This window comes from Arenibacter arenosicollis (assembly GCF_014397245.1).
Classification (GTDB): Bacteria; Bacteroidota; Bacteroidia; order Flavobacteriales; family Flavobacteriaceae; genus Arenibacter; species Arenibacter arenosicollis.
The window spans coordinates 88268-103402 of record NZ_JACLHY010000013.1 but is presented as its reverse complement, the minus strand read 5'-3'; the positions used below and the strand labels follow the sequence as shown (position 1 = coordinate 103402).

Here is a 15135-nt window from a genome sequence, read left to right as displayed (position 1 = left end):
ATATTACTTGTTCCATCATAAATGATGTAGGCGTAATAAATAGGATTTCACTCAGTATTTGGTAAAGCAGAGTTACGTTTTAAGGGCAGTATAAGTGGTTGGATTATTAACTTATATTTGTATTCTAATTAGGCAATAAGACTTATGAACATAAAAGCTTATTTATCATTATTACTCTCAGTCGGATTTTGGATATCCGGACATGCTCAAAAGGATTGCAGTTTGGGAATCGGAGCTACTGATTCGGATACGATCATTCAGATTTTTCAGCTTAAAGAGGAGCAAATAACAAAATTGGAAGAGTTTAAGGCCGCTCTGGAAATTGAAACAAGATTATTGGATGAAGAGCGAAAAAATCTTTTTGAAAATCACCCTCAAAGTACTCCTGAAGATTTAACAGCATTGGGGGCCAAGTATAAGGTTATTGAGGAGAAAATGAAGCAAGTTTTCGGAAAATACGACTATAAACTTTTGGCGATTTTTAATGAAAAGCAGTACCAGAGGTATGTTTCACTTTGCCAGGAAGTTTCTAGACGACCTTTGGAGATAATACCGGAATAAGTCCAATTTAAATGTTAATAAAAAGCGTGTTTATAGGATAGTTTAGCGGAGGTAGTTTGTATTTTTGTGGAAAATAATTTTCATGTACAAGCTGGTTATCCGCCCCATACTTTTTCAATTTGATCCCGAAAAAGTCCATCATTTAATTTTTAATGCCCTTCGTTTTTTTTCCAGAATAGGCTTATCTGGAATATTTAGGTCCATATATTCGGTCAACGACCCTCGTTTGGAACGTGAATTGTTTGGGTTGAGATTTAAAAATCCAGTCGGTTTGGCAGCGGGTTTCGACAAGGATGCCAAGTTGTATAATGAACTATCCGATTTTGGATTTGGATTTATTGAAATTGGAACGTTGACGCCCAAACCTCAAGATGGAAATCCTAAAAAACGCTTGTTTCGCCTTAAGGAAGATCAGGCCATAATTAACAGAATGGGATTTAATAATAAAGGGGTTTTAGAAGCCGTTGAAAATTTAAAGAAAACTCATAGAGTGTTGGTCGGGGGTAATATTGGGAAGAACAAAGTGACTCCTAACGACATGGCGGCAAATGATTATTTAATCTGTTTTGATGCCCTTTTTGACCATGTGGATTATTTTGTGGTAAACGTAAGCTCACCAAACACCCCGGGCTTAAGGGAACTTCAGGATAGGAAGCCTTTGACGGCCTTATTAAAAGAGCTGAAAAATGAAAATACCAAATTGGCCAATGCCAAACATAATAAGGAAAGGCCTATATTATTAAAAATTGCCCCGGATTTAACAGATGATCAGTTAATGGATATTATTGGTATTGTTAAGGATACGGAAATAGACGGAGTTATAGCATCCAATACAACTATTGCCCGCGACAATTTGAAATCCAGCGTAGTTTTAAAGCAGGAAGCTGGAGGTTTAAGCGGTAGACCTCTTACCAAAAGAAGTACGGAAGTAATCCGGTTTTTGTCCCAAAAAAGCAATAAGGCGTTTCCAATTATTGGTGTTGGGGGAATTCATTCCGCAGAGGATGCGCTCGAAAAATTGGAAGCTGGGGCCGATCTAATCCAGTTATGGACGGGTTTTATTTATGAAGGCCCTGCGCTTATCAAAAAAATCAACAAAGCCATTATTAATAAGGCGCATAGTTGAAAAAGATAGGCTGTATCAAGTATTAGTTTTCAGAGTGATCATAAAAAAAACAGGCTTATCCAAATACTGGATAAGCCTGTTTTTTTTATTTCCCTTCGGTACGATTATTATTTAGTCCAATAATCCACCACAGTTACATCGTCCAAATGTGGTGAAAGTACTTCAACAAAAGCCTTGTGGGCTGGGTGTGGAAGGTAGATAGCGCGATCTTCCTCACTTTGGAATGTAACGAAAAAACAATGTGTCAAACCTTTGTTCAATCCCTCCGGACTATTATTAATTCCCCATTCATAACCTGCTATTTGTGGTATTTTGGAAGGTAGTGCACTAAAGGCTTTCTCTACTTTTGTAATATCCGCTTTGGACGTATTTTCCTTAAATTTAAATAGCACAACGTGTCGCAGTACGCTGTCCTGTTTTTTTGAATCGTGCATACTTAAATCCTCTTTAAAATTATTGGTGTTAGGGATGTTGGAGCTCATTAGTAGTATGGCAGCCAATAGACTGATGGTGTAAAAAACTGGTTTCATATATTATTTTTTGTGGAAGATATAAAAAACTTGGATAACGATTATTTATAGTGGACATATTTATCCCATAATATTTAATCAAAAGATGATAAATAATTGGTATTTTCCAACCTTTGTTGGTAAAATATAAAATACCTGGATTTGAATTACGACATATTATTGACATTTGTATTGGCCACAGCCGCTCTGGCTATATCTCCGGGACCCGATAATATTTTTGTGTTGATACAGAGTATGACCAATGGGAAAAAATATGGCGTTGCCACAGTGGCTGGCCTAATGACAGGCTGTTTGGTACATGCAACTTTACTGGCATTTGGTGTTTCGGCTGTAATAAGGCAAAACCCGAATTTGTTTTTTGTAATTAAATTATTCGGTGCCATCTATCTGTTTTATTTGGCTTTCAAAGTTTTTAAGAGTAGTGATGATCTGGAAATATCCAATGATAGCGTAGCTAAAAAATCATTGGGTGCTCTTTATAAGCAAGGTTTTATAATGAATGTGCTCAACCCTAAAGTCACCATTTTTTTCTTGGCTTTCTTTCCAGGATTTTTATTTAGTGATGCTATAAATATTGTAATTCAATTCTATGTTCTGGCAGCCATATTTATAGTGGTCTCCTTTACAATTTTTAGTGCCATTGCAATGCTTTCAGGTACCATTTCCAAATATATCAGGGAGAATAGACAATTGGGTAAAATCCTAAAATGGCTGCAGATTATTGTTTTTGTGGGTATTGGTGTTTATCTGTTATTATCTGATAAATAATAGTAATTTTGAAAAAGCTTTAGCCAGGGAATGTCCAATACCATAAAAATAATAGAATGTCCAAGAGATGCCATGCAGGGCATTAAGACTTTTATTCCTACTGAAAAAAAAGTAAGATATATTCAATCCTTACTGAATTGCGGGTTCGACACCATAGACTTTGGGAGTTTTGTTTCGCCTCGGGCCATTCCACAAATGGTGGATACAGCTGAGGTACTTTCTCAATTGGACCTGACCAAGACGTCTAGTAAACTCTTGGCTATTGTGGCCAATGTAAGGGGGGCAATGGATGCCTCAGAACATAAATCCATAGATTATTTGGGTTATCCTTTTTCTATATCGGAGAACTTTCAAATGCGGAACACCCATAAAACTATTGCTCAATCCGTAGATACCTTGGAAGAGATTTTATGTATAGCCAAAGCCTCAGGTAAAGAAGTGGTTACCTATATATCAATGGGGTTTGGTAACCCTTATGGGGACCCGTGGAGTGTTGAGGTAGTGGGGGAATGGACAACAAAATTGGCAGGAATGGGAGTGAAAATATTGTCGCTTTCGGATACAGTGGGTTCTTCAACTCCTGATGTTATAAACTATTTGTTTTCTAATCTGATTCCTAAATTTCCAGAAATAGAATTCGGTGCCCATTTACATACCACTCCGTCGAAATGGCATGAAAAGGTAGACGCAGCCTATAAAGCCGGGTGTCGCAGATTTGATGGGGCGGTACAAGGTTTTGGCGGGTGTCCTATGGCTAAGGATGAACTTACCGGAAATATGCCAACGGAAAAAATGCTGTCCTATTTTACATCAGCCAAAGCGGAAACCAATGTTAATTGGATGGCTTTTGAAGCTGCATTTAACAAGGCAACCGACCTGTTCAGCAAGTATTGATGCATCGGACTTTTGATGTAATTCGGCTATTCTAAAATTAAATGACCAGTACTTTTAAGTAATGGATTGGGGTATGTCCCTAATGGCAATTAATGCTTATATTGTTACTTATCAAATATCTAACCTACCAAAAATGGAAAATTTCCGAACCGGTCTAAAAAGTTCTATTTCTTTTTACCTACTTGTATGTTTAATGATGCTATGTTCGGCATTGATTTACGCTCAAGATTCTTATGAAAAAGGACCTAATTCTGATGTATATGAGGGAATTCCACAAGGAAAGTTGAGTAAGCATCAATGGAGAAGCAATATTTATTCCAATACTATTCGGGACTATTATCTTTATGTCCCTAGCCAGTACGATCCAGCCATTCCCACTGCACTCATGATATTCCAGGACGGTCATGCCTATTCGGATGTCGAAGGTCAATTTAGAGTTCCAATAGTTTTTGATAATCTGATTGCTCAGGGAAAAATGCCAGTTACCATAGGCTTGTTTATCAACCCTGGTCATTCCATGGATTCTATCCAAGTTGATAGTCCATGGAAAGCCTCGAACAGAAGCTTGGAATATGATACGGTTTCTGATACTTATGGAAAATTTCTATTGCAAGAGATAATACCCGAATTGGAAAAGGATTATAATATTTCCAAAGATCCGAGGCTTAGGGGTATTGCAGGTATGTCCTCTGGGGGGATCTGCGCATTTTCAGCGGCTTGGTTTTATCCGAACGAGTTCCATAGGGTAATGAGCCATATTGGAAGTTTTACGGACATTAGGCAGGGACACAATTATCCTTCAATGATACGCAGGCAAGACTACAGGAATATTAAGGTTTTTTTGCAGGATGGGACAAAGGATCTAAATAATCAATATGGAGATTGGTGGTTAGGAAATTTGCAAATGGAGTCGGCTTTAAAGTATAAAGGGTACGATATCAAGTCTGAAAAGGGGACAGGTGGGCACAATGGAGAACATGGAGGGGCTATTCTGCCCGAGTCCTTAGCTTGGCTTTGGAGTGATGTTGTTCCCAAAAGAATTGAGGCTGGTGTATACCAATTTCCACTAAAACTTTCCGATTCGATAATGGCAAGTGGGGAGACCATGCATTTTTCCGAAATGGAATTCAAAACTGTGCAACTTCCGGATGGGGCTGCACGTAGGTTGTACAGTAAGGATATGGAGCAAATTTTAATTATAAAGGACGGGGAGGTTCAAATTAAGGTTAATAATAAGGATAAAATCATAGGCAAAAACAGTGTAATGGTTTTAATACCGGGTGACAAAGGTTTTATAAAAAGTATTACACCTAGAAGTACATATTATACCATGATCTATAAATCCAAATCGAAATTGGACTTCAAAAGAGCTAAAAAAAGCGGGGCATCTACCATAATTGATTTCAAGGATTTGAATTTTAAAGAACACGATAAGGGCGGCGTTCGGAATTATTTTCACCGATCCACGGCCATGTGCCCATATTATGAAATGCATGTAACAACATTAAATCCTGATATCAAAAGCCATGAACCACATACCCATTACGCCACAGAAATTGTTCTTGTAATTAATGGGCAGACCGAAATGGAGATAGGTAATCAGGTTATTAGTGCACAAAAAGGGGACTTCTACTTCTTGCCATCCAATGTGCCGCATGCCATAAGAAATATAGGGTCCGATCAATGCGAATACTTCGCATTCCAATGGAATTAAGGGGCATTATTGGTTTTAAGGCATGCCCTTCTTATTAGGTTACTTCCCCAAAATGTTAAAATTTAAAGTTTATTTAGATTTAGTTTAAATAAAGTTTGTCAGTTTGGTTTGGGCTATTATATTTGCACTCGATTTTTAATTATTTACAATCAGTCTAAATAAAAATACCATACTAATGAAACATTATTTTTACTTATTTGCATTCTTTTTTTCAACTTTTCTAATGGCTCAGACAGCCACCGATAGTATCACCCTTGATCCACAAAATCAACTGAATGCGGCCCAGAGACTATTGTCGGGGAATTACGGTTCGGCTGTGACCATTGGGGCATATGGCGAAATGTTGTACAACCAGCCAGAGGGCGATAATGGGGAATTGGATGTGCAACGTTTAGTGTTGCTACTGGGTTATAGATTTAATGATAAAGCCCAATTTATTACTGAATTGGAAGTGGAGCACGTAGAGGAAATATATGTTGAGCAGGCCTTTGTTAACTATAATGTTGCCAATAACTTAAACCTTAGAGGTGGATTGATGTTGGTGCCAATGGGTATTGTTAATGAATTTCATGAGCCAACTACCTTTAATGGTACGGAGAGGCCGGAAATGGACAATGTTATTGTACCTACCACATGGAGAGAATTGGGTGTAGGGGTAAGTGGAAAGTTCAATAACCTTTCTTTGGGTTACCAAGCCTATGTTTTTAATGGTTTTAAATCGACCCAATCAGATGGCGAAGGAGGGATTTCTGGATTTTTACAAGGATCAAACGGTTTACGTGGAGGAAGACAAAAAGGAATTAAGTCTACCGTGGATAGCCCTAACCTGGCAACCAAACTGGATTATTACGGTATCCCGGGATTGCGTCTAGGGTTTTCAACTTATTTTGGTAAAACACAAGCTGCAGATGATATTGAGAATTTAGATGGGGCCAACATAGGTATTTCCATGTTAGGCTTGGATGCACGGTATGCCTATGAGCGTTTTACGGCACGTGGTCAGTTTATATATGCATCCCTTTCCGATACGGATAAGTATAATGCTTTGGCCAATAAGGATTTGGGAAGTGCTATGCAAGGTTATTATGTTGAGGGCGCTTACAACCTATTGCCCAGTAGAAATGAGCAAAAATTGTTTGCCTTTGTACGCTATGAAAATTATAATACCCATGCAGATACGGCCGGTAGTTTATTACAGAACGAAGCCTATGATAGAACTGATGTTACAACAGGTTTAAGTTATCATATAGCTCCTGGAGTGGTTTTAAAAGGTGATTACCAATTTAGGGACAATGCATTACAAGGTGATGGAGTTAAGGACAGATTAAATTTTGGAATTGGTGTTTGGTTCTAATACCGTTTCCATTTAAAAGAAGTCCCAAAATATTGAAAGTACCATAGGAAATAAACTCCAGTAAGGACCTATTTTAGGTTTGTTATTGGAGTTTTTCTGTTTTATTGGGGCTAATTGTTTGTTGCCTATTAGTTGTTAATGCTACTTTGTGGAGAAATTATAGCTTCCATGTTTAAATTATTATTAAAAATGATTCTAAATTAGTACTTTTGTCCTATGATGCAAGGAAAGAAAATTACGGGTTTTGTGCTTGTTTTGGCTGTTATGTTATTTGGCTTTGGAATACCTGAAAAGTTACAAAAGAAGGTAGACAAGGAAATAGAGAAGGTTTTTGGGGCCAATGATTTTACTTTGGAACCTATAAATGTTCCTGCTTCCTTAAATGCCCAATTACCGGCCAAGATAACAGCTCATAATTTCTTTAAATTGACAAAGGGCTCAGAGGTAGCTGGTTATATCTTCGTAGACAATGCCCCTAGTAAGACTGCAAAATTTGATTATTTGGTAGTCTTCAATGATAACCTAAGTGTTGTACATTCCAAAATACTAATTTATCGCGAAGAGTATGGCGGAGAAATTGGCAGCAAAAGATGGTTGCAGCAATTTACGGGAAAAACCGGTCAGGATAGGGTAGATCATGAAACCAATATTGATGGTATTTCAGGAGCAACCATTTCGGTACGTTCAATGACCACCTCAATGGATAACTTATTGCAAACCGTCGGAATTCTTCAAGAAAAAAAGTTGCTTTAATGGGTTATGATGGTCTTTTAATGAAGTTGCCCAGGGGTGTAAAATGGTTTGTCGCAACTTTTGTGCTAGTGCTGAGTATAGGCTTTTATACCGGTCTTTTATTTGTTTCTGAAACCAGTACCTCCTCTCCAATGGGTATTGAGGAAAATTATTTGGGAAATGAGGAGGATGAAGATGCCGAGGTCATGAAGTTTAAAAAGGGAGAACGGGAAATGCTTACCATTATCCATACCCACATACTTTCCATGTCGCTTATATTTTTTCTTTTAGGGGGCTTGGTATGGCTTACCAAATTACCTCAAAAATTAAAAATGTTTCTAACGATTGAGCCTTTTCTTTCTGTTATTTTAACTTTTGGAGGTATCTATTTAATGTGGTCCGGAATATTGTGGATGAAATATGTGGTTATTTTTTCAGGATTTTTAATGACGCTTACCTTCACTATTTCTGCACTATTGGTGGTTTATCAATTGTGCCGAAAATCGGTAACAGTCAATTAACATAATAAGTTTTACCCAATTCCTTTAAATGTAGTATATTTGCACGCAATTAATCTTTAATTGCTATGCAAGCTCACCTAAACAAAATTGTTGGAGAAGGACTTACGTACGATGACGTACTTTTGGTTCCAGCTTTTTCAGAAGTACTTCCTAGGGAAGTCAATATTCAAACAAAATTTACTAGAAACATTACTATCAATGTTCCCATTGTTTCCGCTGCCATGGATACCGTAACGGAATCCAGAATGGCCATTGCCATTGCACAGGAAGGTGGTATAGGTGTGTTGCATAAGAACATGACCATAGAACAGCAGGCGCTGAAGGTGCGAAAGGTAAAACGTGCTGAAAGTGGGATGATCATTGATCCGGTTACTTTACCTTTAAATTCCAAGGTAAGGGATGCCAAGGCAAATATGAAGGAATTCAGCATTGGAGGAATACCTATCGTGGATGACAAGGGTAAACTTATAGGAATAGTTACCAATAGGGATCTTCGGTTCGAAAAAAATAATGACCGCCCCATTTCGGAGGTGATGACCTACAAAAACCTTGTTACTGTATCCGAGGGGACTTCCTTGGAACAGGCAGAGGATATTTTACAGGAAAATAAAATTGAAAAATTACCGGTAGTTGATAAGGATTATAAACTTGTTGGCTTAATTACCTTTAGGGATATTACAAAACTTACCCAAAAGCCGATGGCTAACAAGGATCAATATGGCAGATTGCGCGTTGCTGCCGCCTTAGGGGTTACAGGTGATGCCGTTGATAGGGCTGAAGCTTTGGTAAATGCAGGGGTAGACGCTGTTGTAATAGATACAGCACATGGACACACCAAAGGTGTCGTCACTGTTTTAAAGGAAGTTAAAAAGAGATTTCCTGACTTGGAAGTTATTGTCGGCAACATAGCTACTGCAGAAGCCGCCAAGTATTTGGTAGAGGCTGGAGCCGATGCGGTAAAAGTAGGAATAGGTCCAGGCTCAATTTGTACTACTAGGGTAGTCGCAGGGGTTGGTTTTCCTCAATTTTCGGCTGTATTGGAGGTTGCTGCCGCTATTAAAGGTAGTGGAGTGCCAGTTATAGCAGATGGTGGAATTAGGTATACCGGAGACATACCTAAGGCGATTGCTGCAGGTGCAGATACGGTAATGTTGGGTTCTTTGTTGGCAGGTACAATGGAATCTCCAGGTGAGACTATCATATACGAGGGACGTAAGTTCAAATCCTATCGCGGAATGGGTTCTGTGGAAGCTATGAAACAAGGTAGTAAGGACCGATATTTCCAAGATGTAGAGGACGATATTAAAAAATTGGTACCGGAAGGAATTGTAGGACGTGTTCCTTATAAAGGCGATCTCTATGAGAGTATTCACCAGTTTATCGGTGGTTTAAGAGCAGGAATGGGGTATTGCGGTGCAAAGGACATTGAAACCTTAAAGGAAACAGGTAGATTTGTCAAGATTACCGCAAGTGGAATTAATGAGAGTCATCCTCATGATGTAACCATCACCAAGGAATCTCCGAACTATAGCAGATAATTAAAATATCATAGTTTACTGATATTGGGTCTGAAGTATAATAGGATCTAAATGAATAAAAAAAAGACGGCTAGCCGTCTTTTTTTTATTTTATGTACAGAAAATTATATCAACTTGTCCTACTTACTTTCGCTGTCATACGTATTCCAGTCTTTCTCTTTGTGTATGTCTTCACCAAAATATTTAGCTATTTTTAGGAAAGGTATTGGTTTTTGATAACCTGGAACGGGAGAAAGCATATTCATTTTCTCGTCCAAAAATATAGTGGTAGGATAACTCATTTTACCTTGCATCAGCGCTGCCGCAAATTCGTGGTAGCCATTTCTGCCAGAGGGAACAAATTTAAAGGTCTTACCTCTAAATTCAATAGGTTCCTTGCCTTCACCGTCCAACTTCACCATATAATAGTTTTTGGCCATGTATTCTGCAACTTCTGGATTCTGAAATGTATCCTTGTCCATTTTTTTACACCATCCACACCAATCAGTGTAAACATCTATAAATATTTTCTTTGGATTTTTCTCCGTTTCAGCCAGTTTTGCCGCTTCATTCCAACTAAGCCATTTTACTTCCTGTGCTATACTACCCAAGGGAAGAATGGCCAATACAAAAAGAATAGCTAATTTATTAAATGATGTGGCCGCTAATTTCATGCTTTACGTTTTTATGACTTAGTCAAGTAATTCTAACAAAACTAACGAAATTCCGTAAATTTTATTTTGCTATTGCATTTTCTTTAACAGGAGCAAATAAATCTTTGGCATCAATTTGATTCTTGACAAGGTCATCAAAAGTTTCCCTTTCCCTGATCAATATTGCTTTTCCCTTATGCCATAAAACTTCCGGCGGCCTAAATCTTGAGTTGTAATTACTGGCCATTGTAAAGCAGTAGGCACCGGCATTTTTAAAGCATAGAATGTCGCCTTCGGTTATTTCGTTGATACGTTTGTTACTGGCAAAAGTATCAGTCTCACAAATATAGCCCACAACGGAGTAATAGCGTTCACGTCCCTCGGGATTGGAAATATTTTCTATACTATGGATGGCGCCATAAAACATTGGGCGAATTAGATGATTGAATCCTGAGTCGATACTTGCAAAAACTGTTGAAGTGGTTTGTTTTACCACATTTACTTTTGCCAAGAAGAAACCTGCTTCACTTACCAAAAATTTGCCGGGTTCAAAAGCCAAGGTCAACTCCCTGCCGTATTCTTTGCAAAAGGTATTGAAACGCTTACTTAGTTTTTTGCCCAATTCTTCAATATTGGTTTCAATATCCCCTTCTTTGTAAGGAACTTTAAATCCACTTCCGAAATCGATAAACTCAAGGTCGGGAAAATTCTTTGCCGTTTCAAAAAGAATTTCTGAGGCGTAAAGGAATACGTCAATATCCAAAATGTCACTTCCGGTGTGCATATGTATCCCATTTACGTTCATATTCGTAAGGTTTACAATACGCAATAAATGAGGTATTTGATGGATGCTGATTCCAAACTTGGAATCTATATGCCCTACAGATATCTTGGAATTTCCACCTGCCATTACATGTGGGTTAATTCTAATACATACAGGAATATCCGGATGCTTGCTGCCAAATTGCTCCAAGATGGATAAGTTGTCTATATTGATTCGAACTCCCAGTTTAGCTGCCTCTTCAATTTCCTCCAAGGAAACGCCGTTTGGGGTGAATATAATGGAACTAGGCTCAAAACCTGCCATTAGTCCCAATTGTACTTCTTGAATGGAAACCGTATCCAAGCCGCTTCCCAAACTGTTCATTAATCTTAAAATGGTAATATTAGAAAGTGCCTTTGTGGCGTAATTTAATTGTAATTTCTTTACGTCTTTAAATGCATTGGTCAATCTATGAAACTGGGAAATTATTTTTTCAGAATCATATACATAGACAGGGTCACCATAAGTTTTTGCTATATTTAATAAATCAGTGTTTCGCATTTTATAAAATTTTATGCAAATCTAGACTACTTATTGTTTTTGAGCAAAAATATATAGCAATAGTTGAATAATGTAACATATTGTTATTTTTATAACAAATACCTTTTTAGTCTAGTTTGTTTTTCGGTAAGACCGTCGTAACTTTAAACAAAAACTTATGTTGTTGCCTATGTTTCCTTTGCCATCCGTTTTTTTTCCAGGTGAGATGGTTGCCCTTCATGTTTTTGAGGAGCGTTACAAACAATTGATTGGAGAAGTTAAGAATGTGCCTATAAACTTTGGTGTGCCGGTATATATCGAAGGGGAGATTGCGTATGGAACCGAGATGCAGTTAAAGGAAACAATTAAAACCTACGATACGGGGGAGATGGATATAATATGCGTTGGTCTACGCTCCTTTAAGGTAAATACATTTCAACAAGTGATGGATGGAAAATTGTATCCAGCTGGGGAGGTTGAGTTTTTGCCATACTTTGATGACAGTGTGGCGTCTTTGAGGAGTAATGTACTAAGCCTCATCATTGAACTTTATGCCCTAATGGATGTATCCTTTATTGGTATTACGGCAGGTAATTTTGATATTTATCAATTAATACATAAAATAGGACTTTCACTTGCGCAAGAATATAAACTCCTAAAAATGACCTACGAAAGTGAGCGATTACTGTTTTTAAAAGCACATTTAACCAATACCATTCAAGTTTTAAAGCAGGTTAACCAATCTAAGGAAATGATTGGGATGAACGGGCATTTCAAGAATTTTGACCCCATAGATTTTAAGGATTTTAAGCTTTGATACTAGGCGGTAATGTTTACTGTCCCAAGAAGTAAAAGATTCGTTTTAAGTTGATTTCAAGTTATGATATCCAACTGAATTTATATTCCAATAGCATCACGGGAAAATGAAATGATTTCACCTATAATATTGGTTTGAAAATTATTAATTTCAATTTGTTATTCCCTCTTATCTATATTGTCAGTCCTCTAAATTTTTCTGTTTTATTTAATTAGGGTAAATCCGCTGTGTTTCCTATTTTTGCAACTCAACATATAGAACCTTCAATTTATGAACCTTCACGAATATCAAGGAAAAGAGATTTTAGCGAGCTTTGGAGTACGCATTCAACGCGGTTTAGTGGCATATAATGCCAAGGAAGCAGTAGATGCTGCCAAACAATTGACTCAGGAAACCGGAACAGGGTGGCATGTTATAAAGGCCCAGGTTCATGCAGGTGGACGAGGAAAAGGAGGAGGCGTTAAATTGGCCAAGAACTTGCGTGAAGTAGAAGAAATTGCAGGATCTATCATTGGTATGAATTTAGTTACTCCGCAAACCTCGGCAGAAGGAAAAAAAGTCCATAAAGTTTTGGTTGCAGAGGATGTTTATTATCCAGGGGATAGTGAAACCAGTGAATTTTATATGTCCGTTTTATTAAACAGGGCAGCTGGAAGAAATATGATTATGTATTCTACCGAAGGTGGAATGGATATTGAGGAAGTGGCAGAGAAAACACCACACCTTATTTTTACAGAAGAAATAAATCCTGCAACTGGTTTATTGCCTTTTCAGGCTAGAAAAATAGCTTTTAACTTAGGCTTGTCTGGGACGGCTTTTAAGGAAATGACCAAGTTTGTTACTAATTTGTATAAGGCATATGTGGAGAGCGATGCGAGTTTATTCGAGATAAACCCAGTTCTTAAGACTTCCGATGATAAGATTATGGCTGTTGATGCCAAAGTTTCAATTGATGACAATGCACTTTATAGAAGAAAGCAATATGCTGAAATGCGCGATTTGCTTGAGGAGAATCCAATTGAGGTAGAGGCAAGGGCCGTAGGACTTAATTATGTAGATTTGGATGGTAATGTTGGATGTATGGTAAATGGTGCCGGATTGGCAATGGCTACTATGGATCTTATTAAAATGGCCGGTGGTGAACCTGCCAACTTCCTGGATGTTGGTGGAACTGCAGATGCCAAAAGGGTGGAAGAAGCCTTTAGAATTATATTGAAAGACCCTGCTGTTAAATGTATCCTGATAAATATTTTTGGTGGGATAGTTCGTTGCGATCGTGTAGCGCAAGGCGTTGTGGATGCCTATAAGAATATGGGAGATTCTATAAAAGTACCTATTATAGTAAGATTACAGGGTACCAATGCTGAATTGGCCAAAGAGATTATTGATAATTCTGGTCTGGCGGTACATTCCGCAGTTCAGTTTCAAGAAGCTGCAGATAAGGTGAAGGAAGTATTGGCATAACCCAATAAATTATAAACTTTTAAAAGGCAGTACTGTTACAGTGCTGCCTTTTTTTTGTTTGGCGATAATTATATATTCGGGATTGTAATCAAAAAGGCTTTGGTTGACTTAAAAGGGAAACCGGGAATACGTTCCGGCCAATGAATATAATTTCTGGGTAATTGGAAGAAGATTTAATATGTTATTGTTCATTGCCCTGAAAAGATCAAGACCTTTTTTTGTTTTTGTATTTCACAGGACTAATGTCGTGATCTATATTCTTCTTTTGTTGATCCTTAAATCTAGGTTTTTGATGTGTTTTGGCAATGGATTCCTTTTTTGGCCTCGGTAAAGATGTTTTTGGGTCCTTAGGGTTATCCCTGGTCCCTCGGTAGTGGATTACCAATCCGTTTAAAAAATTCCGCAGTATTTGGTCTCCGCATTCTACATAATTAGGATGGTCTTCCTTTCTAAAAAACGCTCCCAACTCGCTTTTGGTAATCTTAAAATCGACCAGTTTTAGAATTTCAACAATCTCATCATCACGTAATTTCAAGGCAACCCTCAATTTTTTTAGAACATCATTATTGGTCATAGGATAAATTTTTTGGCAAGATATTACAAAAAATAGGATGTGATACTAGTTTGGGAATACTTTCCTGGTATGTAAGGCAATAAATCAACGTTAATTAGTGTAACTTAGTGTTAAACTGAAATTTATGAGCACATATTTGGAGAAGTTGGGCATTCTTTCCCAAATGATTTCTTTTGCAAAAGTAGACAAGGAAATCAAGGATTCAGAGTACCAATTTTTGCTGGGCGTTGCAAATCAACTGGAGGTGGATAAGGAAACATTTGATTCCCTTTTTGATAAGAAAGTAGAAAAGGTTGTGCTTAAATCCGAAGCGGAGAGAATTCTTCAGTTTCATAGGTTGGTGCTCCTAATGAATGTGGATCACGAACAACGGTTAGTGGAAATTGAACAGTTGCATAATATTGGTCTTAAATTTGGCCTTCCCCAGGCCGCTATTGAGCAAGTTCTTACCGTAATGCATCATTATCCGGACAAGGTGGTTCCCCCTGCTGTCTTGATCAATATATTTAAAGCGTACAATAATTAGGGTAATAAACGACATAATGTCTGTTTTTTAACTGTAATATACGACATATTGGCATTAAAACTGGCTCGGTACAAGATTTGC

16 protein-coding genes are annotated in these 15135 nt (G+C 37.7%); 12 read left to right on the top strand and 4 right to left on the bottom strand.

Features of this window, described 5'->3' with window-relative positions; translation table 11 throughout:
* Positions 1 to 144 precede the first annotated feature (144 nt).
* Both H4O18_RS13575 and H4O18_RS13570 read left to right on the top strand, forming a co-directional pair.
* Positions 145 to 561, top strand: coding sequence for a hypothetical protein (locus tag H4O18_RS13575; protein WP_187585465.1), 417 nt, complete (start codon positions 145 to 147; stop codon positions 559 to 561).
* Between the two features lie 82 nt (positions 562 to 643).
* The gene (locus H4O18_RS13570) at positions 644 to 1687 is read left to right on the top strand and encodes a quinone-dependent dihydroorotate dehydrogenase (RefSeq protein ID WP_187585463.1); all 1044 of its coding nucleotides are present in this window, start codon (positions 644 to 646) and stop codon (positions 1685 to 1687) included.
* Between the two features lie 107 nt (positions 1688 to 1794).
* On the opposite strand, the gene H4O18_RS13565 is transcribed toward H4O18_RS13570, so the two are convergent.
* Positions 1795 to 2217 carry a Dabb family protein gene (locus H4O18_RS13565; RefSeq protein WP_187585461.1) on the bottom strand — a complete coding sequence of 141 codons (423 nt, stop codon included), beginning with the start codon at positions 2215 to 2217 and terminating at the stop codon, positions 1795 to 1797.
* 141 nt (positions 2218 to 2358) lie between these two features.
* Between H4O18_RS13565 and H4O18_RS13560 the strand changes: the two genes are divergently transcribed.
* The 7 genes from H4O18_RS13560 to guaB all read left to right on the top strand — a co-directional run bounded on the left by H4O18_RS13560 (position 2359) and on the right by guaB (position 9738).
* Complete coding sequence (locus H4O18_RS13560) at positions 2359 to 2985, top strand: LysE family translocator (protein ID WP_187585459.1); 627 nt, start codon at positions 2359 to 2361, stop codon at positions 2983 to 2985.
* Positions 2986 to 3015: 30 nt separating this feature from the next.
* Positions 3016 to 3879 (top strand): hydroxymethylglutaryl-CoA lyase, encoded by an 864-nt coding sequence (locus H4O18_RS13555; protein ID WP_187585457.1) that lies wholly within the window; start codon positions 3016 to 3018, stop codon positions 3877 to 3879.
* A gap of 133 nt (positions 3880 to 4012) precedes the next feature.
* Complete coding sequence (locus H4O18_RS13550; RefSeq protein WP_187585455.1) at positions 4013 to 5593, top strand: alpha/beta hydrolase-fold protein; 1581 nt, start codon at positions 4013 to 4015, stop codon at positions 5591 to 5593.
* Between the two features lie 175 nt (positions 5594 to 5768).
* On the top strand, positions 5769 to 6947 hold the full coding sequence (locus H4O18_RS13545) for a hypothetical protein (RefSeq protein ID WP_187585453.1): 1179 nt from the start codon (positions 5769 to 5771) through the stop codon (positions 6945 to 6947).
* A gap of 216 nt (positions 6948 to 7163) precedes the next feature.
* Positions 7164 to 7700 carry an FMN-binding protein gene (locus tag H4O18_RS13540; protein ID WP_246474272.1) on the top strand — a complete coding sequence of 179 codons (537 nt, stop codon included), beginning with the start codon at positions 7164 to 7166 and terminating at the stop codon, positions 7698 to 7700.
* Positions 7700 to 8200, top strand: coding sequence for a hypothetical protein (locus H4O18_RS13535; RefSeq protein WP_187585451.1), 501 nt, complete (start codon positions 7700 to 7702; stop codon positions 8198 to 8200). Before H4O18_RS13540 ends, H4O18_RS13535 begins: the two co-directional genes overlap by 1 nt.
* Positions 8201 to 8265: 65 nt before the next feature.
* A complete protein-coding gene (gene guaB, locus H4O18_RS13530; protein ID WP_187585449.1) occupies positions 8266 to 9738 on the top strand; it encodes an IMP dehydrogenase in 1473 nt (490 codons plus the stop codon).
* Between the two features lie 119 nt (positions 9739 to 9857).
* Here guaB and H4O18_RS13525 read toward each other — a convergent pair whose 3' ends face one another.
* Both H4O18_RS13525 and lysA read right to left on the bottom strand, forming a co-directional pair.
* A complete protein-coding gene (locus H4O18_RS13525) occupies positions 9858 to 10391 on the bottom strand; it encodes a thioredoxin family protein (protein ID WP_187585447.1) in 534 nt (177 codons plus the stop codon).
* Positions 10392 to 10452: 61 nt separating this feature from the next.
* Positions 10453 to 11694: a diaminopimelate decarboxylase gene (lysA, locus tag H4O18_RS13520; RefSeq protein WP_187585445.1), complete on the bottom strand. Its 1242-nt coding sequence runs from the start codon at positions 11692 to 11694 to the stop codon at positions 10453 to 10455.
* Positions 11695 to 11863: 169 nt separating this feature from the next.
* Here lysA and H4O18_RS13515 point away from each other — a divergent pair, with 169 nt between their 5' ends.
* A complete protein-coding gene (locus tag H4O18_RS13515; RefSeq protein ID WP_246474270.1) occupies positions 11864 to 12490 on the top strand; it encodes an LON peptidase substrate-binding domain-containing protein in 627 nt (208 codons plus the stop codon).
* Between the two features lie 270 nt (positions 12491 to 12760).
* Positions 12761 to 13954: an ADP-forming succinate--CoA ligase subunit beta gene (gene sucC / locus H4O18_RS13510; RefSeq protein WP_187585441.1), complete on the top strand. Its 1194-nt coding sequence runs from the start codon at positions 12761 to 12763 to the stop codon at positions 13952 to 13954.
* 205 nt (positions 13955 to 14159) lie between these two features.
* On the opposite strand, the gene H4O18_RS13505 is transcribed toward sucC, so the two are convergent.
* The gene (locus tag H4O18_RS13505) at positions 14160 to 14528 is read right to left on the bottom strand and encodes a DUF1456 family protein (RefSeq protein ID WP_187585439.1); all 369 of its coding nucleotides are present in this window, start codon (positions 14526 to 14528) and stop codon (positions 14160 to 14162) included.
* A 124-nt stretch (positions 14529 to 14652) separates the two neighbouring features.
* Between H4O18_RS13505 and H4O18_RS13500 the strand changes: the two genes are divergently transcribed.
* Positions 14653 to 15054 (top strand): TerB family tellurite resistance protein, encoded by a 402-nt coding sequence (locus H4O18_RS13500; protein ID WP_187585437.1) that lies wholly within the window; start codon positions 14653 to 14655, stop codon positions 15052 to 15054.
* Positions 15055 to 15135: the final 81 nt, after the last annotated feature.

Coding starts and splice junctions, on each gene's coding strand:
- H4O18_RS13575 (WP_187585465.1), top strand. CDS start 145: ATGAACATAAAAGCTTATTTATCATTATTACTCTCAGTCGGATTTTGG.
- H4O18_RS13570 (WP_187585463.1), top strand. CDS start 644: ATGTACAAGCTGGTTATCCGCCCCATACTTTTTCAATTTGATCCCGAA.
- H4O18_RS13565 (WP_187585461.1), bottom strand. CDS start 2,217: ATGAAACCAGTTTTTTACACCATCAGTCTATTGGCTGCCATACTACTA.
- H4O18_RS13555 (WP_187585457.1), top strand. CDS start 3,016: ATGTCCAATACCATAAAAATAATAGAATGTCCAAGAGATGCCATGCAG.
- H4O18_RS13550 (WP_187585455.1), top strand. CDS start 4,013: ATGGAAAATTTCCGAACCGGTCTAAAAAGTTCTATTTCTTTTTACCTA.
- H4O18_RS13545 (WP_187585453.1), top strand. CDS start 5,769: ATGAAACATTATTTTTACTTATTTGCATTCTTTTTTTCAACTTTTCTA.
- H4O18_RS13540 (WP_246474272.1), top strand. CDS start 7,164: ATGATGCAAGGAAAGAAAATTACGGGTTTTGTGCTTGTTTTGGCTGTT.
- H4O18_RS13535 (WP_187585451.1), top strand. CDS start 7,700: ATGGGTTATGATGGTCTTTTAATGAAGTTGCCCAGGGGTGTAAAATGG.
- guaB (WP_187585449.1), top strand. CDS start 8,266: ATGCAAGCTCACCTAAACAAAATTGTTGGAGAAGGACTTACGTACGAT.
- H4O18_RS13525 (WP_187585447.1), bottom strand. CDS start 10,391: ATGAAATTAGCGGCCACATCATTTAATAAATTAGCTATTCTTTTTGTA.
- lysA (WP_187585445.1), bottom strand. CDS start 11,694: ATGCGAAACACTGATTTATTAAATATAGCAAAAACTTATGGTGACCCT.
- H4O18_RS13515 (WP_246474270.1), top strand. CDS start 11,864: ATGTTTCCTTTGCCATCCGTTTTTTTTCCAGGTGAGATGGTTGCCCTT.
- sucC (WP_187585441.1), top strand. CDS start 12,761: ATGAACCTTCACGAATATCAAGGAAAAGAGATTTTAGCGAGCTTTGGA.
- H4O18_RS13505 (WP_187585439.1), bottom strand. CDS start 14,528: ATGACCAATAATGATGTTCTAAAAAAATTGAGGGTTGCCTTGAAATTA.
- H4O18_RS13500 (WP_187585437.1), top strand. CDS start 14,653: ATGAGCACATATTTGGAGAAGTTGGGCATTCTTTCCCAAATGATTTCT.